Here is a 22,009-nt window from a genome sequence, read left to right on the forward strand (position 1 = left end):
AAAACAACAATCGCATACTGTTAAAAGCAGCATGCGATTGTTGTTAATTATTATAAAGGTATTGTCTAGAGAGACTTTTGCTTATTACTCTTCAGTTTCTGAAGTATCTGCACCTTCGTCTTCTGTTTTAAATAAATCTTCAAGGCCATCTGCCTTAACATCTACATTAGCTTCTTCGATGATTTTTTGAAGTTTTGCCTGGATTTTTTCCTGGTCTGCCTGCTGAAGTACTAATTCACTTCTTAATTCATCTTTTAATTCGTCGAAGTCACCGATTGTTTCTTCTTTTTCACGAACATCATTTACTTTAATGATGTGGTAGCCAAATTGAGATTGTACTGGGTCGCTAATCTCGCCTGGTTCCATAGAGAACGCTACTTCTTCAAATTCAGGAATCATATCCCCTGCAGAGAAATAACCAAGGCTGCCATCATTTTCTGCGCTGCCGCTGTCTGTAGAGTACTCCGCAACAAGGTCTTCAAACTCTTCTCCATCGTCTAATTTCTGTTTTACTTCATTAGCTGTTTCTTCATCCTCCACAAGAATATGCTGTGCATCTACCTCTGTATTCTTTTTATCGTAGTACTCCTTTAAATCTTCATCTGTAATATCCATATCTTCAGAAATAGCAGCTTCTTGAAGCATTCCTACATAAACAAGATCTTTAAGGGCTTCTTCACCGCCAAATTGCTGTTCTACCATTGAATCAAATTCTTCAGGGCTGCCAAACTCGTCCTTCATTTTTTCAATTTCGTCATTTACCTGATCGTCAGTAACGTCGTATTTATCCTCAAGAACTTTGATAGTAACAAGTTCTTCAAGAACAGCTTCTCCATTACGGTCTTTCAATTCATCGTAAAATTCTTCTTTTGTGATATCGCCGGCATCCGTAGTTGCAACTACATCGCCGTCCGAAGAATTACATGCAGCCAATGCAAGCAAGCTGGCAGATATTGTTGCTGCTAATGTCCATTTTTTCATGTCTGATATACACTCCTACTCTTTCCTAATATTACTTTTATTGTTTACCATGATTAATATATCATACTTTTCCATTTTAAATAAATATTTTCAACAATTTACTTAAAAATCACATTAAACTGTCACATTTAAAATCCGGATATATGAACACACAAGCATAGCTACCAGTATCATGTTTGTAACCCGGTCCATTCTTTCTGACTTCTGTCTGGACAGCTCCATCTTCGTACAAATAGCACTGATCATGACGTTAAAAATAAGTAATACAAAAAAACCAAAAATAATATAGAAGATAGCCATGTTCTATGTAACGCCCCTTTACAATAATAATACTCCTATAACTCTATCAAAAACAAATAGTGTTGAACAGTAATAAAGTATATGTAATATTACTTTCTTTACAAATGAATGCCTAAAAAGTGCAATAAAAAATAATTCATCGGGAAAAAGAACCCCTGTTAGAACTCTTCAGAATCAATGTAGCGCGGGAGATTATTCCCTTGTTTTTCCACTACTGCCGCGGACCTGGCAAAATTGTTTTTTTATTTCCTGCTCTGTAAGAGGGGATGAAGAGCATAATAGAAGTATTTTGATTGACTGATAATAAAAAGAAAGCTTTTGCCTGTATACTCACTGGCAAAAGCTTTCTTTCTTATGAATTGGCATTTGTGTTTTTAATTTTTTCTTCTAATTCACGAATACTTGATTCAATTTGCTCCAATGATTGATGAATATTTTCCTGCTGAGGTTCTACAGCATTTTTCCAGTCCTCTACAGATTTTCGCATTTCTTCTGTCAAATCTTTGACTAGAACGGCACCTTCTTTAGAAGTCCGAAGCAGCTGTTCTTTAATTCGGATACTGTCCTCTTTTAGGTTCATCAGTAGTTCTTTTAATTCTAAGGATTGGTTTTTAACTCTTACACGGATGTCTTTTCCGGATTCTGGTGTGCTTAATAATGCAATGCCGGCGCTGACGGATGCTCCAACCAGAAACCCGAGCGTTAATGATTTTTTCTTAGACATAGGAAACGCACTCCTTTCTTCTTTCGTATATACTTTCCTTTTACCACATGTAATTAAACATTTTACAATAAAGAGGATGTTCAAAAAGTTCCCAAATGATAAGCGGCGAATCTCTGCGTTGACGTGGATTTTACGATGGGGCTGGGACTGCGATTACTCGCCCCACCAAAAGCGTTACTCACGTATTTAAAAGCATAGAGGAACTTCTGCTAAGTACGTCCACGTCCTGTGGACAACACAGAAGTCATCACATCCTGTGAAAGGCCGCTCGTAAAATCCACGTCGCCTTGATCTTCTTGCTTCTAATTTGTCTACTTTTTGAACACTCATATAAAGTAAATCCTATATACTTATTATAGGAAATGGAATCATTTTCTGCTAGTAATAATGTTTTTAACCTACCTTTATATTAACACAAAATAGTTAATATATGATAAATATACTTTGTGATAACAGAAAAAAGCATTCGTTCAAATAAAAATGGAACGAATGCTTTTGAAGACGAAGAAGGGGAAAGAAGTTTTCTTTTTCCTTTTCCTTCTTCTTCATTTAAACCGTAGCCACCTTACTTCGTTTCATAATACCTTCCACAATTGGGTAAACAACTAACATGATAACTGTATTCATTACTGCTGCCGGAAGAACAATTCCTGCAAATAAAGCAAGAAAACCGCCTTCTAAAAAACCAAGAACGAAAAGGGCTACCGATAAAAAGATACTGCCGCTGATCAGTGTCCCTGCAAAAGTTAATACAGATGCTGTTATCTTTGTATTCCATTGCTTTCCTACTAATAAAAATAGCAGGAAGAAAACAACTGCGGTTATTGGTTTATCAATTAGATTGGCAATTTGCCCTCCAGGCGCAGCAGTTGTTAGTGCGGAAATAGCTGCTGTTGCAAATGCAATCAGAAGTACATAATTCCATTTTGGGAATAAAATAATTCCTAAAAACATCATTGCCAGCATCATATCAGGCTTCACTCCAAATAATAACGGGGGCATTACCAAGTGCAGTACGGTTCCGATACTTACCAAAAGGGCAAGCATAGTTAAAATTTTTGTCTTCATAGCTTAACTCTCCTCCGCTTTTCTAAACTCTGCTTTCCGGCTGTGCGCTCATTGCCAGCCGCGAAAGGATACAGACAGTATATCAAATACTGTTTAAAATAAAAAGAACTAAATTCACTGCTTCTAACGCTTTATTTGCTCGTTAATTGCTTTAGCGACAGCTTGTAAATCCTCTGATGAGTAATCTTCTGTATGTGTTGTCCAGTTTGGATAATACCCGTCTCCATCACCGTAACGCGGAATCAAATGTACATGCAGATGGAAAACAGACTGCTCTGCTGCTGCTTCATTATTGTTTAGCAGATTGATTCCCAGCGGCTGATATGCATCGCGAATGGCGTTAGCAATAACGGGTATTCTACTAAATAGCTCTTGCGCTGTTTCTGGTGAAGTTTCATAAATGTTTTTTGTGTGTTCCTTAGGAATAACAAGTGTGTGTCCTTTTGTTACCTGACTGATATCGAGGAAAGCATATACCTTTTCATCCTCATAAACCTTTGCGGAAGGTATGTCTCCATCGATAATTTTACAAAAAATACAATCTTCATGAGCCATCTTTTGTTCCTCCTTATCAATAGAAAAAAATATTCTTTTTTCTATTGTAAAGAGTTATGTCGGGTAAAGTAAAGGATTCTATATTATTCTATAGAAGGAAGTGTACAAGGTTTCTCTAAAAATAGAATTTTAAAAAGGAACTCTGTGTTTTTTTGCAATTAAAATGAATGTTGCTTAGGTACTAACTAGACAAATTATATCTTCTGATCAAACGCTGCTTAGACAGCTTTAAGCTCTATTTTTCAAGAAATTAAATATTTGATATGACTTACTAGCTTTTATCTTTAGCAAAAGTTCCCGCAATTTGTAGAACGGTTCATTTTGGAATCTTTCTGGAATGATGATAAAATCAAAGTAATGAACAAAGGAGGATGACAGGGTGACTACCTTATTACATATAGAAAACTTATACGGAGGCTATACCCATAAAAATGTTTTACACGATATATCATTTGATTTAAATAAAGGAGAAATCGTTGGGCTCATTGGATTAAATGGCGCCGGAAAAAGTACAACCATTAAACATATTATCGGTTTAATGCAGCCTAAAAAAGGGGAAGTGCTGGTTCAGGGAAAAAGCTTTCAAAATGATCCAGAAGCATATCGTAATCAGATGGCATACATTCCAGAAATGCCAATTCTCTATGATGAACTGACTTTATATGAACACCTCAGGCTGACCGCAATGGCTTACGGAATTGAAGAAGAGGTGTTTGAACAGAGACTGCCAAAGCTTTTAAAAGAATTCCGTCTCGAAAAGAAATTGAATTGGTTCCCGGTTCATTTCTCAAAAGGAATGCGGCAGAAGGTCATGATTATGTGTGCTTTTCTTATTGAACCGCCACTCTATATTGTTGATGAACCGTTTGTCGGACTGGATCCATTGGGAATCCAATCTTATCTGCAGATGATGGATTCCATGAAAAAGCAAGGGGCAGGGGTGTTAATGTCTACACATATTCTGGCTACAGCTGAAAGATACTGTGACCGTTTTATCATTTTACATGATGGAAAATTACGGGCAGAAGGGACCTTGGAAGAGCTTCGGAGAGAGTTCCAGATGCCGGATGCAACACTAGATGATTTATATGTTCAGCTGACAAAGGAAGATGACCATGTTTGATTCCCATGCATTTTATAAAAAACGTTTATCTGCGCATGTAAAAAATTTAAGCAGGTATTTAAAATATATGTTCAACGGGCATATTGCATTTGCTATGTTTTTTTTCATAGCTGCAACAGCTTATTACTATCAGCAATGGCTGGAACAAATCCCCACAAATTTCCCAACAGGCATTATCATGGGAATCGTTTTAGGACTGCTGATAAGCTATAATCCAATAAGAACACTGCTGCAGGAACCGGACCTGGTATTTCTTTTAGCAGCAGAACAGCAGATGGGACCGTATTTCCGCAATAGTATTATTTATAGCTTCGTCATCCAGACATATCTGATTGTGTTAGCATCCGCTGCATTCAGTCCGTTGTATTTCACCAGCTTCAGTGAACGGTCAGGGAGTGTTTTTCTTGTTACAATTTTCTTGTTCCTTCTTTTAAAAGGGATGAATATGCTGATAAACTGGTACATGCTGAAAGTCCGGGATAAAAGTTTAAGAACAATTGATTTAACAGTACGGACTCTGCTTAATATTGTCATAGCCTATTTTGTTATTGAGGGGCTGGCTTTATATGCTGTTATAACGATTGTGCTGCTTTTTCTGGTCATCGTGTATGATTTTATTGTGGCATCGAAGCAGCCTGGAATCTTTTGGGACTTATTGATCGAGAAGGATCAGAGCCGTTTACAATCCTTTTACCGCATTGCCAATTTATTTGCAGATGTTCCGCATTTGAAAAATAAAGTAAAAAGAAGGGAATGGCTGACGAAAACGTTTATCAGCAGAATTCCATTTGAACGGTCAGCAACCTATGATTATTTATATCAGATTTCCTTTCTGCGCAGCGGTGATTATTTAGGAATGTACCTCCGGCTTGTCGTAATTGGCGGGATTTTTATTTGGGTTATTCCTAATATCTGGATTAAAATGATATTCGCGATTCTGTTTATCTATTTAAGTGTCTTCCAAATGATGGCTCTTTATCAGCATCATCGTACACAAATGTGGCTGGATCTTTATCCGGTTAACCCGGGTTTGAAGCAAACAGCTGTTATCGGGATTATTCGGAAGCTTGGCTATGTACAGGCATTTGCTTTTACTTTTTTATTTATATTCCAGCTTGAATGGCTGGGGACTATGATTATATTAATTGGAGGGCTTAGCTTTGTTTGGGCATATATTAAGCTCTATGTAAAACCTAAATTGGATAAAGTATAAAAAAACAAGCTGACGGTCATGTGATAGCCGTCAGCTTGTTTTATTTTGCTTGGTCCTGATAGGTTAAGTAAATATTGGCGAACGCCTTTGCAGCGATGACCATTGATTTTTCATCAATATCGAATTTAGGATGATGATGCGGGTAATCATTTCCTTCCAGATTTGCGCCTGTGAGGAAGAAAGATCCGGGTTTTTCTAATAAATAATAAGAAAAATCCTCTCCTACCATTAATGGCTCTGTAATAGCAGTGAGATCTACCCCGTCAATTTTCTTTGTTGTCTGCAGAACGAGATCTGTTTGTTCCGGATGATTAATAACTGGCGGATACCCTTTAACATAGTTAAATTCATAGGAAGCTCCAAAAGAATCACAAATTCCCTTTAAAATCTGTTCCATTTCTCCAATAATTTTTTCCTGAACAGCAATATCGAAGTGTCTGACTGTTCCAACGAGTTTCGATTGGTCTGCAATCACATTAAAAGCATTTCCTGCTTCAAAAATACCAATAGAAATCACAGCGGATGCTAACGGGCTTAAGCGTCTGCTGACAATCTGCTGGAATTGTGATACCACTTCAGCACCAATTACAATGGCGTCCTTCGTATCCTGTGGAATAGCACCATGCCCGCCTTTCCCTTGAATGGTAATTTCAAACCGGTCTGCGCCGGCCATGATTGCCTGATGTGAAGAGTAGATAGTACCAAGCGGGAGAGGAGCCCATAAATGTGTGCCGAATACAGCATCTACATCTTTTAAGGCGCCTGCTTCAACAATTGATTTCGCTCCGCCTGGAGCATACTCTTCTGCATGCTGATGAATAAAAACAATGGTTCCCTCCAATTCATTCTCGAACTGCTGCATAACTTTTGCAAATGTAAGCAGGATAGCCGTATGTCCATCATGGCCGCAAGCATGCATGACACCAGGTACTTGTGATTTGTATGGGACATCTTTTTCGTCCTGTATAGGTAAAGCATCAAAGTCGGCACGGAAAGCGACCGTTTTACCCGGTTTTGCTCCCTTAAGTGTTGCAACAACACCATTTCCACCAACATTTTTTTCATAAGGAATACCTAATTTTTCATAATAATTCGCAATATATTTTGCTGTTTCCGTTTCTTGAAAAGACAATTCCGGATGCTGATGCAAATATCTGCGAATGTCAACCATTTCTTCATATGTGTTATCAATTTGCGAATGAATAGCTGATAACATTTAATCACCTCTTAAGTATTGTAGTACATCTGAGAATTATGTGAAATCTCTTTTTATTGCCAATCTATTTTATTATATCACTAATTAATTATACTGTAGAATAAAATAATTCGAGGCTGGAATAATTTTGTTAATGCAAATAAATATAAAAATCCATGAAGCGGTAAATACCTCATGGATAGAAAGAGTTATATATCAGTTATTTTTAATTAATACGCGGGTCTTCTAATAATCTTTCAATTTCTTCTTTGTGATGTGTTTCATCAGAGATTAAATCCTCTAACTTAACTACAAGCTCTGTTAAACCCAGTTCATCAGCCTGTGCTTTTCTTTTTTCGTAACGTTCAATCGTATCCGTCTCAGATTGAAGAGAAGCTTTTAATAAATCAGCAACTTGTGTAGGCTGCGGTATAGAAGCGGCTGTGGTAGTCGGGGTACCGCCAAGGGATTTGATTTTTTCGGATAAATAAAGTGCATGACCTAATTCGTCTGTTATTTCTGATTCAAAAAATGGTTTCAGAGCCGAGCGGTACAGTCCTGAAACTACAGATGCACTATACGTATATTGGATAACAGCTGCATATTCATTCGATAAATCTTCATTTAATCCATCAATTAATTCTTGTAATTTTGCATCCATGATTTATCACCCTTTTTATGATTTTTTACTTCCTTTTATATATTTCCCGTTGTTATTTTTATCAAACCTGTTTAGCATAAAAAGAGAGAAAAGAAGGAGAGATAGGATGAAAAATAAATCTGCAGCCATTTTATTCAGCATATGGGCAGTTGGATTGCTATTAAGTATTGTCTGGGTAATACAAATAAAACTTGAGATGCTTCCTTATATAGATCAATGGACAAGAGAAATTGTACCTCTTGTTCATGGGACGAGGATATATGATTTCTTCCGGATGGTTACGGAGCTTGGATCATCCCATGTACTTATACCAATAGCTATTGTAGCAGCTATAGGGATTATGCTGTTATATAAGCATTGGTATCCGGGACTATTGCTTTTAGGAGGATCTTTATTTGCACATTTGCTGAATTCATTTATAAAGCAGCTGGTAGGCAGAGAAAGACCAAGTATTTCAGTTACACTAAATGCAGAAGGATTCAGTTTTCCGTCCGGCCACAGTATGATTTCAATGGTCTGTTACGGACTGATTGCATACTTGCTATGTAAAAAGATTCGTTCAGAAAAAATAGTATTCATTGTACAGATCGCGCTGGGCACACTTGTATTTTTAATAGGAATCAGCCGCTTTTTTATCAACGTTCATTATTTAACAGATATTATAGCCGGATTTACCATTGGCTTTGCACTGCTTTATATTTATATATTTATGGACAAAAGAATCTCAGACTTAAGGCGGAGAAGGAAACATTCTTAAGCTGGTTCTCTCTAAACAGCTTTCTAAAGTAAAATAGAAGCATAGAGAAAGGAGTTGATGAAACGAATGAGGAGAATTATTTCCTATTTTATGGCGATTTGCTTTATTTGGATTGGAGTCATGTTAATTGTAAACAGTTTGAATATAGATGATTTTGAAATAAGCTTTGGCTGGGGTTATATTTATCCGCTTTTCTTTGTTGTTACAGGAGTAGTACTGTTGGGGACAGCTATTATCAAAAGACGTGGAAGATGGATGATAGGAACATTTCTGCTTGTTTTCGGGGGATTGCTATTAGCAGATCGGTTTGGATTGGTTGATTTTACTTTTTGGAGTGTATTTAAGCTCTGGCCGATGATTTTGATTTTTATTGGGTTTAGTTTATTTCGCGGAATTCATATTCATTTGGATTACAGCAGAGGATCTAATAAGAAAAAAAAATCTGAAAAAAGAAAGAAGAATAAAGAGACTTCATTTACCTTTGGTGATATGGAGAAAAAGGGAAACTGGAATCTGGAGCCGATGAATATAAATACAATGGCTGGCAGTTTTTATCTGGATTTAACGAATGCGTATATCCCTGATGAAGAAACAGAAATACATATACGCTCCTTAGCAGGCGATGTAACTATCCTTATTCCAGAAGAAATAGAGTTTCAAGCTCAGGCAACTGCACAGTTTGGAGATATTAATATTTTGGATCAGGAATCTACCGGGGTGAATACAGAATTATTTTATGAAACAGACCAGTTTGCCAATGCTGCAAAAAAATTAGATATTATTATTCGGTTAAAGGCGGGTTCTATTCGTATTGACCGGGTATAAGGGGGGATAGAATGAAACAACGATGGAGAAGTGTCCGATTCAGTTTTATAAAATTGTATTTATATAATTTATTTTTAACGGCTTGTATCCTGCTGGCAATTATTCTATCCTTGTTTGTTATTTGGGAGCCGGAATGGTTAACCGCACAAAGTATATTTTTATTTATCGGCCTGTATATGATTATCGGTTTTATTTTATCCTTACAAGCAGGATTTACGCAAATAGGGAACTTTTTAAAAGTCCGTTTAGATGCCATTTCTATTCAAATTAAGCAATATGCCAATGGGAATTATACTGCTAAAATTTCGAAGGTTCATGAAGAAATAGATGAAACAGATCGAATTATTGACGAACTCAATGATTTAGGGGACAAATTACAGCGCCAGGTTCAGTCATTACAGCGGATGGCTGATGAGAAAGCAGATTATGCGAAATCAGCTCATAAAGCAGCGGTCATCGAGGAAAGACAGCGGATTGCCAGAGACCTTCATGATGCTGTCAGTCAGGAGCTTTTCGGACTGGCAATGTTATCGGAAACAGCATTAAAGCTATTTGATAAAAGCCCTTCTACTGCAAAAGAACAGATGCAGGAAGTCGTGCATTCAGCACATCAGGCTCAGGCAGAAATGCGAGCATTACTGCTTCATTTACGGCCGGTTTATCTGACAAGCGGGGAAACATTGGAAGAAGGTGTACAGAAGCTGATAGACGCATTGGAGCAGAAGAGCAACCTGACATTTCAAGTCGATATTGATGAAATGCCAGATTTAAAAGAAGTGGTCGAAGAGCATCTCTTTCGGATTATTCAGGAATCTTTGTCAAATATATTGCGCCACGCGAATGCAAATACAGTAAAGGTAGAAATAAAACGGAAGCAGGAGGAGCTCTATGTCCGTATTGAAGATGATGGAGTTGGATTTGAATCTGAAAATCAGCAGGACAATAAAGCTTCTTATGGGCTGAAAACGATGAAGGAACGCAGTGAAGAGCTGGGAGGGACCTTTGCCATTCGTTCAAAGCAGGGCCAAGGTACATATATTCATATTCGAATTCCAAATCAAGGAAGTTAAAAGGGGGAGAAGATTTTATGATTCGTATTGTTGTCATTGATGATCACGATATAGTCCGGAAAGGAATTATTTCTTTTCTGCAGACAGAAGATGATATGGAGGTTATCGGGCAGGCGAACAGTGGATTTGGTGGTGCTGAGCTTGTATTAAAGGAGCAGCCGGAAGTGGTTCTGATGGATCTGATAATGGAGAACGGGAATGGGATAGAAGCGACAAAGCAAATAATGTCCGCTTATCCTGCATGCAAAGTCATTATTCTTACGTCCTATTATGATAATGAACAGGTTATCCCTGCGTTAGAGGCAGGAGCGTTCAGTTATTTACTAAAAACATCAAATGCACAGGAAATTGCTGATGCAGTACGTAAAGCTGCTAAAGATGAAAATGTGATTGAACCAAAAGTTGCCCAAAAGATGATGAGTCGTTTTCGTTCATCAGTTAAGAAACCACATGAAGATCTTACAGAACGGGAATTAGAGGTGCTCTTATGTATTGGAGACGGTATGACAAACCAGGAAATCAGTGAAAAACTTTATATTGGTATAAAAACGGTCAAAACTCATGTGAGTAATATTTTAAGTAAGCTGGGTGTTAATGATAGAACGCAGGCTGCTGTTTATGTCCATCGAAATCAATTGTTTAAAGCAACTGGAGATTAATTCGTTTATAGTGCATGTTATTTTTATTGGACTTTTTGAACATTTTCTTAAAACAATTTTTAATATTTATCATAAAAAAAGGTTATCCCATCGACGGGACAACCTTTTTTATCTACAAGTTGAATAAGAAAAGTCAAGAATTATGAATACAGCATACTGCTGTCTCATTTATTCTTCTTTTTCATGCATGTGACCAGAAATAACAAATGGACGATCCATAAAGTAGCTTGGCTGTTTTGCTTTTTGGGAATCATGTGCTTTTTTAAATTGATCAGAGTTTTTCCAGTTTTCAAAGTCGGCAAAGGATTTCCATTGTGTCAAAACAACGTATTTGCTTGTCTTTTCCTGACGTAAAAAGCGCCATGCCTGGAAACCGTCCATTTCTTCAATGCCGCTGTCACTTTGCTTCATGCGATATTCGAAGGTTGAACTGCTGTCTTCGGAAATAGGAAGATGGTTCATAACTACATATCCTTCTTTGGATAATTCTCCGACAGCTTTTAATACTTCGAAGGCTTGACCGGCTGAAAAAATATTTTTAGGGCTATTTTCATAATAAGCAATACCACCATCATTGCTGGAGATAAAGTAAAAATCAATATCTGTATTTTTTTTCTCTAAGGTTTCCAAAAAATTGATGGTTCCTCTTGACATAAACGCTTTCATTGAAATTCCTCCTTATATGAACGGGCTTTTTGAACATCCTCTTATAATTAAATTGTACACAAATACAAATAATATTGAAAATAATACATATTTCCTGTCGAATCTTTATGTAATTCAGAGATGTCCATTCTTTATCAAAAAGTTAGAATAACGTATAATAATAACGTATATGCACCGAGGTGAGCTTATGAGAACTGAACGAAGAAATGAAAAAAGAAAAGATAGAAGAAAAAATCAAAAGAATGTATTTCGACAAAAAATAAAGTGGCTGGGGATTGCTGTTGCTGCTGTTTTTGTATTTTTGTTAAGCGGTTATGGACTGCTTATTTTAGGAGGGAAAATGGTTGCTGATGAGGATGATCTGCAGCTTGATTTGACAACCACTGTCCGTACGGAAGATGGAGAAGTTGTCAAAACTCTATATAATGAAAACAGAGAATATGTATCCGTAGATCATATCCCGGACCATGTGCTGCAAGCATTTGTGGCTGTCGAAGACCGTCGTTTTTATGAGCATCAGGGGATTGATTTGCAGTCTATTGGACGGGCTGTCTATCGTGACATATTAGCGAGAAGTAAAGTAGAAGGCGGCAGTACAATTACACAGCAATTATCCAAAAATCTTTTTCTTACAAATGATAAATCGTGGACCAGAAAAATAAAAGAATCTATGGCTTCCCTATATCTGGAAAGAAGATTGAGTAAGGATGAGATATTAGAATTATATGTTAACCAGGTCTATTTTGGAGAGGGAGTATACGGGGTCCAAAAGGCTTCACAATATTTCTTTTCTAAGGATGTTGATGATTTAACTATCTCTGAAGGAGCATTGCTTGCCGGTTTAATGAAAGCACCGAATGGATATTCTCCCTTGAACCATCCGGAAAAAGCAGCTGAGCGCAGAAATGTCGTTCTTCAGACAATGGAATCAGCCGGTTTTATAGATGAAGAAACAAAAGTGCTTGAGCAGGAAAAAGATTTAGGGATAAATTTGTCAAAAGAAGAAAGAGGAACAAACCCCTGGGTTGACAGCTATGTTGATATAGCAATAAAAGAGGCTGCAGAAAAGCATGATTTAAGCTTCGCAGATTTACAAAGCGGCGGCTATGAAATTACCGTATATATGAATGATGATTTTCAGCAGATTGCTTATCAAAACTTTAAGGAGGATGCTTTTTTTCCTGGAAATACAGAGGGAACAGAGGGGGCATTTGTAATGCTGGATAAGGATAACGGCCATCTTGTCTCGGCTGTAGGCGGACGTAATTTCAGCATTGGTGATTTAAACAGGACAAATGTGCAGCGCCAGCCTGGGTCTACCTTTAAACCAGTGGCTGTTTATGGACCGGCGTTAATGAAAGAGGATAAATATAATCCTTTTACTATAATTCCTGATCAATATATGGAGGAGTATGAAGTTAAGAATGTTAGTGGAGAATATAAGAATAATATTACGATTTATCAGGCTATTGTAGAATCAACAAATACTTCTGCTGTCTGGCTGCTTGATCAGATAGGGATAGATTATTCTAAATCTTATCTGAACAAACTGGATTTGCCTCTCGATGAGAAAGATAAGGGGACATCTATTGCTTTAGGAGGCTTGGAAAAAGGTGTGACGCCACTACAAATGGCTCAAAGCTACCAAGCTTTTGCGAATAACGGCAGTATGTCTGAAGCAACAGCTATTGCAGAGATAAAGGACCGGAATGGTGAAGTGATATATCAATCAGAAACAAGTAACAAAGAAATATTTACACCACAGGTTGCCTGGGATATGACAGAAATGCTTAAGGAGACGGTCCGGTCAGGAACTGCCAGCAGCGGCTATTATGCCAAAGAGCTTGCAGGTAAAACAGGAACTACACAGCATACTTATGTAGATGGAGCGTCTAAGGATGCATGGTTTGTCGGATATACACCGGATTATGTTACAGCCATGTGGATGGGGTATGATAAGTCAGATGAGGAACATTATTTAACAGGAGGGAGTGCCTATCCCACCTCGTTAACTAAGAAAATACTGACAGAAATTGATAATCAAACCGGATCTGCATTTACTGCATCCTTTTCAAGGCCGGACGATGTAGAGCCTTTGCCAGATCCAATTGATTTACCGGTCATTGAGAATGTAGATGCAAGCTATACCTTTGGAGGAATGGCATTGGTGAAAGGAAAGCTTACCTGGAATGGTTCAACAGATGACCGTATTGTATACCGTATTTATAAAGAGGAAGAGGGTACAGATGAACTGGTGGGAGAAGTAGAAGGGGAAACAGAATTTATCATTGATGATATCTGGTTCCGCAATGAATACTATTATGTTGTACCATTTGACCCAATTACGAATATGGAAGGGGCACATTCTGAATCCGTATCATTTTTCTAATACTTTATAAGAGGATGTTCAAAAAGTCCCCAAATGATAAGCGGCGAACTCTTTAGTTGACACGGACTTCTTGTTTCTTATTTGACTACTTTTTGAATGCACACTGTAAAAGATATTTCTTTAGAATTATTTTAAAATGAGACAATTTAATGACAAACAATTCTCTTCCCTATACATGAGCGTGATAAATAGATATAGTTAGAGATGGAAAAAGAATATAAAAGGATGAACGTTGCATGGTAAAAGTGAAAAACACAACAATTTTAGACGCTTATCGCGGAAACAAAACAGATTACACACCAGCCTGGTTTATGCGTCAGGCTGGGAGATCACAACCAGAATACCGGGCATTAAAAGAAAAGTATTCCCTTTTTGAAATTACCCATCAGCCAGAGCTTTGTGCTTATGTTACAAGACTTCCAGTTGAAAATTATGGAGTAGATGCGGCTATTCTTTATAAAGATATTATGACGCCTCTTCCGGCTATCGGAGTTGATGTAGAGATCAAAAGTGGAATTGGCCCGGTTATTGAAAAACCGATCCAGACCATTCAGGATGTGGAAAAACTCGGTGAGATTAATCCGTCAAGTGATGTCCCATATGTCCTTGATACAATCCGTTTATTGACTGAGGAGCAGCTTGATGTACCATTAATAGGCTTTTCCGGAGCGCCATTTACATTAGCAAGCTATATGATTGAAGGTGGCCCTTCTAAAAATTATACGAAAACAAAAGCATTAATGTATCGTGAGCCGAAGACTTGGTTTGCATTAATGGATAAGTTAGCAAGTATGATTATTCGTTATGTGGAAGCACAAATTAAAGCTGGAGCAAGTGCTATTCAAATCTTTGATTCTTGGGTTGGCGCATTAAACGTGGAAGATTACCGTTATTTTATTAAACCGGTAATGACAGATATTTTTTCAGCATTGAAAAAGTATGATGTTCCGCTGATTACCTTTGGCGTAGGTGCAAGCCATCTATTACTGGAGTGGAATGACTTGCCAGTAGATGTAATTGGTTTGGATTGGCGTACTTCTGTAGAAGAAGCCAGAAGCCTAGGTGTCACAAAAACATTACAAGGAAATCTGGATCCTGCTATTTTACTTAGTGATTGGGAAACAATTGAAAAAAGAACGAAAGCTATACTGGACCAGGGTATGAACACAGAAGGTTATGTCTTCAATCTTGGCCATGGCGTTACTCCTGATATTAAGCCGGAAACATTAAAACGATTGACGGACCTTATTCACAATTATTCACAGCAAAAGTAAGAAAAGTTCATAGCCTGGTAATAACTGTTTAAAATCAGTTATTACCATGTCCTTAGAACAGATGCATATAAGCTAAATTTTTACTCTTAAACAAAAAGTAACGAGGTGTATTGATAATGGAAAAGAAGAAATTAGGATTATTAGTAATGGCATACGGAACTCCGTACAAAGAAGAAGATATTGAGCCTTATTACACACATATTCGCCATGGCAGAAAGCCTGATCCTGAAGCGTTGCAGGACTTAAAGGACCGTTATGAAGCAATCGGCGGCATTTCACCTTTAGCAAAAATAACAAAAGAACAAACTTATGCGTTAGAAAGCAAGTTAAATGAAGTGCAGGATGAGTATGAATTTAAAGCGTATATCGGGTTAAAACATATTGCACCATTTATTGAGGATGCAGTAGAAGAAATGGCGAAGGATGGAATAAAAGAAGCTGTTTCTATTGTTTTAGCACCCCATTACTCTACATTCAGTGTTAAATCATATAATGAAAGGGCTAATAGTACAGCAGAAAATCATGGTATGAAAATCGAATCCGTACAAGATTGGTATACAGAACCGGGGTTTATTGACTTCTGGGCAAAAGGCGTGCAGAAAGCTTTTGCGGAAATGCCTGCTGAGGAAAAAGAAAAATCTGTATTAATTGTTTCTGCTCACAGTCTTCCTGAAAAAATTCTTCAAAATGGAGATCCATATAAGCAGCAATTAGAGGAAACAGCACAATTAGTAGCTGAAGCAGCAGATGTGAAGAATTACGAAGTTGGCTGGCAAAGTGAAGGAAATACACCGGACCCATGGCTTGGACCAGATGTTCAGGATTTAACACGTGAATTGTATAACAAAGAGGGATACAAAGCATTTGTTTATACACCTGTTGGATTTGTAGCAGATCACCTGGAAGTTTTATATGATAACGACCATGAATGTAAAGTAGTCTGTGATGAGATTGGAGCAAGCTACTATCGTCCGGAAATGCCAAATGCCCGTCCAGAATTTATTGAAACATTAGCAAATGTGGTATTAAAGAAAGTTAAGCGTGCTTCCTGATGGATAAAAAAAGAGTAGTCATTGTTGGAGGCGGTGTGACAGGATTGTCTGCCGCCTATCATCTTCAAAAACAGGTGCAATCAGCAAAGCTTCCAATCGAAATTACTCTGATAGAAGGTTCAAACCGCCTTGGTGGCCGGATCCATACTATAAAACGTGATGGATTTACAATTGAAAAGGGACCAGATTCTCTTTTAGCACGTAAACCAGTTGCAATGGAGCTGGCAAAGGAATTAGGTATTCTTAATCAAACGAGATATAACTCTACAGGTCAATCCTTTATGCTTATTCAAAATCGATTACATAAAATGCCAAAAGGTGCATTTATGGGCGTGCCAAAGGAAATTGGGCCGCTCATGCGTTCTAAATCATTTACATTATCAGGTAAAATCCGTGGTTTGATGGATTTAATTAAACCAAAGAATAAAAGTACAGAAGATGAATCTTTAGGGCATTTTATGCGACGCCGTTTTGGGAATGAAATTGTAGATAATCAAATTGATCCTTTGCTTTCTGGAATTCATTCTGGTGATATTGATAAAATGAGTCTTCAAGCAATTTATCCAATCTTTGGGAAGATGGAGCAAGATTACGGCAGCGTAATGAAAGGTCTTGCCAAGACAATGCCAAAGCCTGAGAAAAATAGAAAAGCAAAGCCTGCTCAAGGCCAATTCTTCTCTTTTACAAATGGTTTGCAAACTCTTGTTGATGAACTTGAAGCACAGTTGGATACTATAGAAATTATCCGTGATAATAGAGTAAACCATATTGAGAAAAAAGAAGAGGGGTATCATCTTCTTTTAGATTCTGGAAATGTTTTAGCTGCAGATTTTGTTTTAGTTGCAGTACCGCATACACAGGTCCCGGGGATGCTAAGCAAACATCAGCCATTAAAGGAATTATTTGATATTCCTGCGACATCAACAGCTAATGTTGTGCTTGCTTTTGATGAAAAGCAGATTAAACGTGATTTAGACGGAACCGGATTTTTGGTGACGAGAAACAGTAATTACCGAATTACTGCATGCACCTGGACTCATCGTAAATGGGAAGGGACTGCACCTGCAGGGAAAGCTTTACTGCGCTGCTATGTCGGTAAGCCTGGAGATCAGGAGATAGTGAAGGAATCGGATGAGGTACTGGTTGATATTGTGTTAAAAGATTTAAACAAAGTGATGAAAATCAAGGGAGAGCCTTTATTCTATGAGATTACAAGATTTATCGGGGCCCGCCCGCAGTATCACACTGGCCATTTAGATCTTGTCAGCCGTATCAGAGACTATGTAGCCGGTCATCTTCCCAACTTGACATTAATCGGCAGTTCCTATGATGGAACAGGGCTTCCAGATTGTATTGAACATGGACAAAAAGGTGCTGAATTGGCGCTCAAAGCATTAACTGAAAATAAATAAACAATTGATTTTATAACAGCTGTGAAATAGAAAATAATTTCATAGCTGTTTTTATTATGAAGTTGTTTGCTTAACAGGGCATTAAATACAATATTTTTGATGAAATAAACATAAAATCCCTTGCCTAGGCAAAGTAATTATGGCATCAGCTTTTATTGGAGAAAGAACAAAAATTCCCATTAAGTGAGGTTTTGTTTTATACTTTAAAGAAATATTGTTATAGACATTACCAGATAACCATGTTTGTGAATATAATCGAGAGACAGAGAAGAGGAGGAGAAGCATTGCTTAATAATCAGGTTAATGAGGATATTATGCTTTCATTACTGGAAGAAAATGACACACAAACATTGTTCAATTTAGTGACAGTAAATAAAGTGTTTTTAGGCAATTGGTTAAACTTTCCGTCTGTAACCAATAAGCTGGAAGACTCAAAATACTTTATACAAAGGTCATTATTTCGTTTTGTGAATAGGGAAGGTTTTTGGGTGGGCATTTGGTATAAGGGAAACTTAGCCGGTTCTGCTGGATTTTTATATTTTGATTGGAAGGTAAAGAAAACTGAAATTGGATATTGGCTTGGAGAAGCTTACACAGGAAAGGGGATTATGACAAGTGTCTGTGCTGCAATGGCAGATTATGCATTTAATGAACTGGAATTAAATAAAATCGAAATAAAAACAGCGGTAAAGAATAGCAGGAGCGCAGCTATTCCTAAAAAACTCAGATTTAAACACGAGGGGACAATCCGGGCCGATGAAGTGATTGGAGATATATTACATGACAGAGAAGTCTACGGTATGCTAAGAGGGGAATGGGAAAGTAGAGGTTAAAAAATTCTCTTCAGTCTTTGCAGGTTAATTAGGGGACAGTCTTTTTTTATATCCAAGAAAACCAGGCTGTCCTCATGTCCAGCCTGGTTTTTGACAAATAAATTTTATTCGGAATAGCTTTCGACTAATTCATCAATCAAAGAACCGACATAATTGACAGCTATCTCGATGTTTTCCGGATCGGACATATCGATGCCTGCATCCTTAATTAAATCAAGTGGTTTCTTCGTACCACCCGATTTTAAAACATTTAACCAATCGTCAACAGCTGGTTGTCCTTCTTCCCTAATTCGTTTGGCGACAGTTGTAGAAACGGTAAGTCCCGCAGAGTAAGTATATGGATATAAGCCCATATAATAATGCTGCTGGCGCATCCAGGTTAATCCAGCCCCTTCATCAAATGTAACTGTATCACCCCAGAAGGATTCTAAAACATTACGTTTTTCCCTGCATAAAACATCGGCAGTTAATGGTGTTCCGGCTTCAGCAAGTGCATAAACCTTGCGCTGGAACGCTCCTTCTAATAAATGTGTAATAAAGTTATGATAGTATGTTCCTAATAATTGTGTAATAACCCAGCGTTTCATACGCGGATCGTCTTTATTTGTCTTCATTAAATGATCTGCGAGCAGTAACTCATTTAATGTAGAAGGCGCTTCGATAAAGTAAGTCGATGGTCTGGTATTGAATAAACTCTGATATTTACCAGCTAAGTAAAAATGACCTGCATGTCCAAGCTCATGAGCTAAAATAAAAGCATTGCGCATCTTGTCAGCCCAGGTCACAAGAATATATGGATGGGCTCCATAAGGACTGGAACAGAAAGCGCCATTAGCCTTGCCGACGTTTTGAGCACGGTCCACCCAACGGTTTGATAGTGCTTTTTTCATTCCTTCTAAATATTCTGGGCCCATAACATCTAATGCGGTTAAGATTGTTTCCGAAGCATCTTCATAAGACGTGCTCGGGTTAAAAGACGGATCCAGCGGTGCTTTTAAATCACAGAAGCGCAATTCTTCTAAGCCAAGCTTTTCCTTTAATAACTTTGCGTACTTCCGCATATGCGGTGCTAATTTTTCTTGAATGACATCTAATTGATTATGATACATTTCTGTTGTAACCTGCTGCGGAGCTAAAAGCATATCTGTGGCAGAATCATATTTTCTTAATTTAGAAAGCTGTACTTGTTTTGTGATTTCTGTCTGATACGTTGCTGCATACGTATTTTTATATTGTTCAAACGTATTTACATATGATGCATATGCGTTTCTTCTCAACACAGTATCCTCAGAATATTCGTAGCTTTCTTCGTATAGTGGTTCACTCATTGGCTGTGTATTTTCCTGTCCATCAACAATTGTTTCAAACTGCATATCGGACTGTTTACTACGCGAAAAGATATTATGCGGTGCGTCTAATACCTCACCTAATGCAGAGAAAGCTTCCTCTAATTCAGGTGAAAGGATATGCTCTTTCTTTTCAAGAATATCAAATAAATATTTACGGTATGTTTCGAGTTCCGGTTCGTCTTTTATAAACTGTTCTATGTCTGAGGAAGTAAGCTTAAGAAGCTCTGATTCAAAGAAGGAAAGCTTCGAACTGATTTCTGCCAGAGCAGCGCCGCTTTTAGCTGCGGCACTCTGATTAGAAGGGTCGCTTCCGTCTGCACTTATTAATAAATTAGCATAAACAGCAACGTGAATAACCTTCTGTTGATAAGCCTCTGTTGTTTTTAAAGCCTTGGACAAAGTCTTTGCACTCTCAGAAAGTCTCCCCTTAAAAGCCGTTATTTGCTCAGCTTCCTGAACGGCTGACTGTAGTGCTTTTTCCCAGCTCTCTTTGTCTGGAAAAAGATCTGTTAAATCCCATGTTTGTTCGACTGGAACATCTTTCCGATATTGTCTGTTTGAATTTGACATATTCATTCCTCCCTAAATACTTGAAATATTGATCCATGTAAAAGAAAATAAAGATACAGCAATACTTTATCAATTAATTCGACTACCTAATTAATTATAGTACAGGAAGAGAAAAAATTATAGGATTTTTTAAATAATTCAAAAGTTAATTTGCAAAATAAAGGAATGCAAAAAAAGAATAGCCATATAACAGGCTATCCAGGAGAAGGATTATAACTTATGGGAAATCATAATTTATCGCAGTCCCAATCAGTGGGGAGGAAGGAACTCCTCACTGATTGAAGTTTCACTTTATTAAACAAGGCGTTAAAAACAGTAATTTATAATAGTCCGATTACTGACAGCTTTAACGTCCCGGATAATCACAATCATCGCAAATATTACCATAACAGTCTGCTTTTTCATTTACTATTGCGTTCCCGCATTTTGCGCATTTCTTCTTTGGCAGATTTTTAAAAAATTCGATAATTCCAGTCATTTCAATTCCTCCTAAGGTTTTAATTGATTTAAAAATATTGTACTATAACAGTTTATTTGTGTCAATACTGTATTGATACAATTTTATAAAATATAAGGAGAGGTTAGAATGAAATTAACTATAATTGGATTTTGGGGAGGCTATCCCAATAAGGATGGTGCTACATCAAGCTACTTATTAGAAAAAGATAATTATAAACTTATGCTGGATATGGGAAGCGGATCTTTGTCCAAGCTTCAGAAATTCCTTTCTGTATCTGAATTAGATGCAGTGATTTTATCACATTATCATCATGATCACGTAGCAGATATCGGTGTATTACAGTATGCGAAGCTCATTGATTATTATGTTAATAATAATGAAAAGAAATTGAAAATATACGGTCACTTGGAAGATAAAGATGGCTACCTTTCTTTGTCACATCAATATACAGAGGGGGTTCCTTATCATCCGGATGAAGTTTTAAAAGCAGGTCCGTTTGAGATTACATTTTTAAGAACAGAGCATCCGGTTCCATGCTTTGGAATGCGTATTACAGATGGTAAAAAGACAATTGTATACACTGCAGACAGCAGTTATACAGAAGCATGGATTCCATTTGCAAAAGGGGCGGATTTACTGATAACAGACTGCAACTATTTTAAAGGGCAGGATGGAACAAAAGCAGGACACATGAACAGTGAGGAAGCAGCAAGTATTGCACAGTCTGCTGGCGTAAAGCAGTTAGTGCTCAGTCATCTGCCACAATTCGGTGTACTAGAACAGTTGAAAGAAGAAGCGAAACAGATTTATACAGGTGAAATTGTGTTAGCAGGTGAAGGATATGTATGGGAATAGTATCTAGGTAGAAGTTTT

Annotated in this window: 22 protein-coding genes; 12 read left to right on the forward strand and 10 right to left on the reverse strand. The window is 37.4% G+C overall.

Annotation, left to right across the window (positions count from 1 at the left end; all coding sequences use genetic code 11):
• Positions 1-84: 84 nt before the first annotated feature.
• The 5 genes from MKY30_RS16755 to MKY30_RS16775 form a co-directional block, all read right to left on the reverse strand.
• Complete coding sequence (locus MKY30_RS16755) at positions 85-981, reverse strand: peptidylprolyl isomerase (RefSeq protein WP_339285938.1); 897 nt, start codon at positions 979-981, stop codon at positions 85-87.
• 114 nt (positions 982-1,095) lie between these two features.
• Positions 1,096-1,281, reverse strand: a complete 186-nt coding sequence (locus MKY30_RS16760) for a hypothetical protein (protein WP_147208139.1) — start codon at positions 1,279-1,281, stop codon at positions 1,096-1,098.
• 352 nt (positions 1,282-1,633) lie between these two features.
• The gene (locus MKY30_RS16765; protein ID WP_339285941.1) at positions 1,634-2,005 is read right to left on the reverse strand and encodes a YtxH domain-containing protein; all 372 of its coding nucleotides are present in this window, start codon (positions 2,003-2,005) and stop codon (positions 1,634-1,636) included.
• 549 nt (positions 2,006-2,554) lie between these two features.
• Positions 2,555-3,073, reverse strand: a complete 519-nt coding sequence (locus MKY30_RS16770) for a tryptophan transporter (protein ID WP_339285943.1) — start codon at positions 3,071-3,073, stop codon at positions 2,555-2,557.
• A 123-nt stretch (positions 3,074-3,196) separates the two neighbouring features.
• Positions 3,197-3,649, reverse strand: coding sequence for an HIT family protein (locus tag MKY30_RS16775; protein ID WP_339286297.1), 453 nt, complete (start codon positions 3,647-3,649; stop codon positions 3,197-3,199).
• 358 nt (positions 3,650-4,007) lie between these two features.
• Between MKY30_RS16775 and MKY30_RS16780 the strand changes: the two genes are divergently transcribed.
• Together MKY30_RS16780 and MKY30_RS16785 are read left to right on the forward strand one after the other, a co-directional pair.
• A complete protein-coding gene (locus tag MKY30_RS16780; RefSeq protein WP_147208132.1) occupies positions 4,008-4,751 on the forward strand; it encodes an ABC transporter ATP-binding protein in 744 nt (247 codons plus the stop codon).
• Positions 4,744-5,964, forward strand: a complete 1,221-nt coding sequence (locus MKY30_RS16785; protein ID WP_147208131.1) for an ABC transporter permease — start codon at positions 4,744-4,746, stop codon at positions 5,962-5,964. Before MKY30_RS16780 ends, MKY30_RS16785 begins: the two co-directional genes overlap by 8 nt.
• 40 nt (positions 5,965-6,004) lie before the next feature.
• Here the strand turns inward: MKY30_RS16785 and MKY30_RS16790 are convergent, their stop codons facing one another.
• Positions 6,005-7,180, reverse strand: a complete 1,176-nt coding sequence (locus tag MKY30_RS16790) for a M20 family metallopeptidase (RefSeq protein WP_147208129.1) — start codon at positions 7,178-7,180, stop codon at positions 6,005-6,007.
• 205 nt (positions 7,181-7,385) lie between these two features.
• Positions 7,386-7,820 carry a ferritin-like domain-containing protein gene (locus MKY30_RS16795; RefSeq protein ID WP_339285949.1) on the reverse strand — a complete coding sequence of 145 codons (435 nt, stop codon included), beginning with the start codon at positions 7,818-7,820 and terminating at the stop codon, positions 7,386-7,388.
• 106 nt (positions 7,821-7,926) lie between these two features.
• Here MKY30_RS16795 and MKY30_RS16800 point away from each other — a divergent pair, with 106 nt between their 5' ends.
• The 4 genes from MKY30_RS16800 (at position 7,927) to MKY30_RS16815 (ending at position 11,131) form a co-directional block, all read left to right on the forward strand.
• Positions 7,927-8,577: a phosphatase PAP2 family protein gene (locus MKY30_RS16800; RefSeq protein ID WP_341084865.1), complete on the forward strand. Its 651-nt coding sequence runs from the start codon at positions 7,927-7,929 to the stop codon at positions 8,575-8,577.
• A 66-nt stretch (positions 8,578-8,643) separates the two neighbouring features.
• Entirely contained in the window at positions 8,644-9,402 is a 759-nt protein-coding gene (gene liaF / locus MKY30_RS16805; RefSeq protein WP_186813519.1) for a cell wall-active antibiotics response protein LiaF, read from the forward strand.
• Positions 9,403-9,413: 11 nt separating this feature from the next.
• Positions 9,414-10,472, forward strand: a complete 1,059-nt coding sequence (locus MKY30_RS16810; RefSeq protein ID WP_147208122.1) for a sensor histidine kinase — start codon at positions 9,414-9,416, stop codon at positions 10,470-10,472.
• A gap of 17 nt (positions 10,473-10,489) precedes the next feature.
• Complete coding sequence (locus MKY30_RS16815; RefSeq protein WP_147208120.1) at positions 10,490-11,131, forward strand: response regulator; 642 nt, start codon at positions 10,490-10,492, stop codon at positions 11,129-11,131.
• A 168-nt stretch (positions 11,132-11,299) separates the two neighbouring features.
• Here MKY30_RS16815 and MKY30_RS16820 read toward each other — a convergent pair whose 3' ends face one another.
• Positions 11,300-11,797, reverse strand: a complete 498-nt coding sequence (locus MKY30_RS16820; RefSeq protein ID WP_147208118.1) for an antibiotic biosynthesis monooxygenase family protein — start codon at positions 11,795-11,797, stop codon at positions 11,300-11,302.
• Positions 11,798-11,984: 187 nt separating this feature from the next.
• On the opposite strand from MKY30_RS16820, the gene MKY30_RS16825 reads away from it, so the two are divergent.
• The 5 genes from MKY30_RS16825 (at position 11,985) to MKY30_RS16845 (ending at position 18,757) form a co-directional block, all read left to right on the forward strand.
• Positions 11,985-14,186, forward strand: a complete 2,202-nt coding sequence (locus MKY30_RS16825) for a transglycosylase domain-containing protein (protein WP_341084867.1) — start codon at positions 11,985-11,987, stop codon at positions 14,184-14,186.
• Between the two features lie 236 nt (positions 14,187-14,422).
• Positions 14,423-15,460 carry a uroporphyrinogen decarboxylase gene (gene hemE / locus MKY30_RS16830; RefSeq protein ID WP_147208114.1) on the forward strand — a complete coding sequence of 346 codons (1,038 nt, stop codon included), beginning with the start codon at positions 14,423-14,425 and terminating at the stop codon, positions 15,458-15,460.
• A 116-nt stretch (positions 15,461-15,576) separates the two neighbouring features.
• Complete coding sequence (gene hemH, locus MKY30_RS16835; RefSeq protein WP_147208112.1) at positions 15,577-16,512, forward strand: ferrochelatase; 936 nt, start codon at positions 15,577-15,579, stop codon at positions 16,510-16,512.
• The gene (gene hemY, locus MKY30_RS16840; protein ID WP_341084870.1) at positions 16,512-17,924 is read left to right on the forward strand and encodes a protoporphyrinogen oxidase; all 1,413 of its coding nucleotides are present in this window, start codon (positions 16,512-16,514) and stop codon (positions 17,922-17,924) included. The genes hemH and hemY overlap by 1 nt, the downstream gene beginning before the upstream one ends.
• Before the next feature lie 284 nt (positions 17,925-18,208).
• Positions 18,209-18,757 carry a GNAT family N-acetyltransferase gene (locus tag MKY30_RS16845; RefSeq protein ID WP_186813518.1) on the forward strand — a complete coding sequence of 183 codons (549 nt, stop codon included), beginning with the start codon at positions 18,209-18,211 and terminating at the stop codon, positions 18,755-18,757.
• Positions 18,758-18,861: 104 nt separating this feature from the next.
• On the opposite strand, the gene pepF is transcribed toward MKY30_RS16845, so the two are convergent.
• Positions 18,862-20,682 (reverse strand): oligoendopeptidase F, encoded by a 1,821-nt coding sequence (gene pepF, locus MKY30_RS16850; protein ID WP_341084872.1) that lies wholly within the window; start codon positions 20,680-20,682, stop codon positions 18,862-18,864.
• Between the two features lie 340 nt (positions 20,683-21,022).
• On the reverse strand, positions 21,023-21,154 hold the full coding sequence (gene yhfH / locus MKY30_RS16855) for a protein YhfH (RefSeq protein ID WP_077603296.1): 132 nt from the start codon (positions 21,152-21,154) through the stop codon (positions 21,023-21,025).
• A 108-nt stretch (positions 21,155-21,262) separates the two neighbouring features.
• Between yhfH and MKY30_RS16860 the strand changes: the two genes are divergently transcribed.
• Positions 21,263-21,991, forward strand: a complete 729-nt coding sequence (locus MKY30_RS16860; protein WP_147208104.1) for an MBL fold metallo-hydrolase — start codon at positions 21,263-21,265, stop codon at positions 21,989-21,991.
• Positions 21,992-22,009 lie beyond the last annotated feature (18 nt).

The organism is Oceanobacillus sp. FSL W8-0428 (assembly GCF_038004405.1).
Taxonomy (GTDB): Bacteria; Bacillota; Bacilli; order Bacillales; family Amphibacillaceae; genus Oceanobacillus; species Oceanobacillus sojae.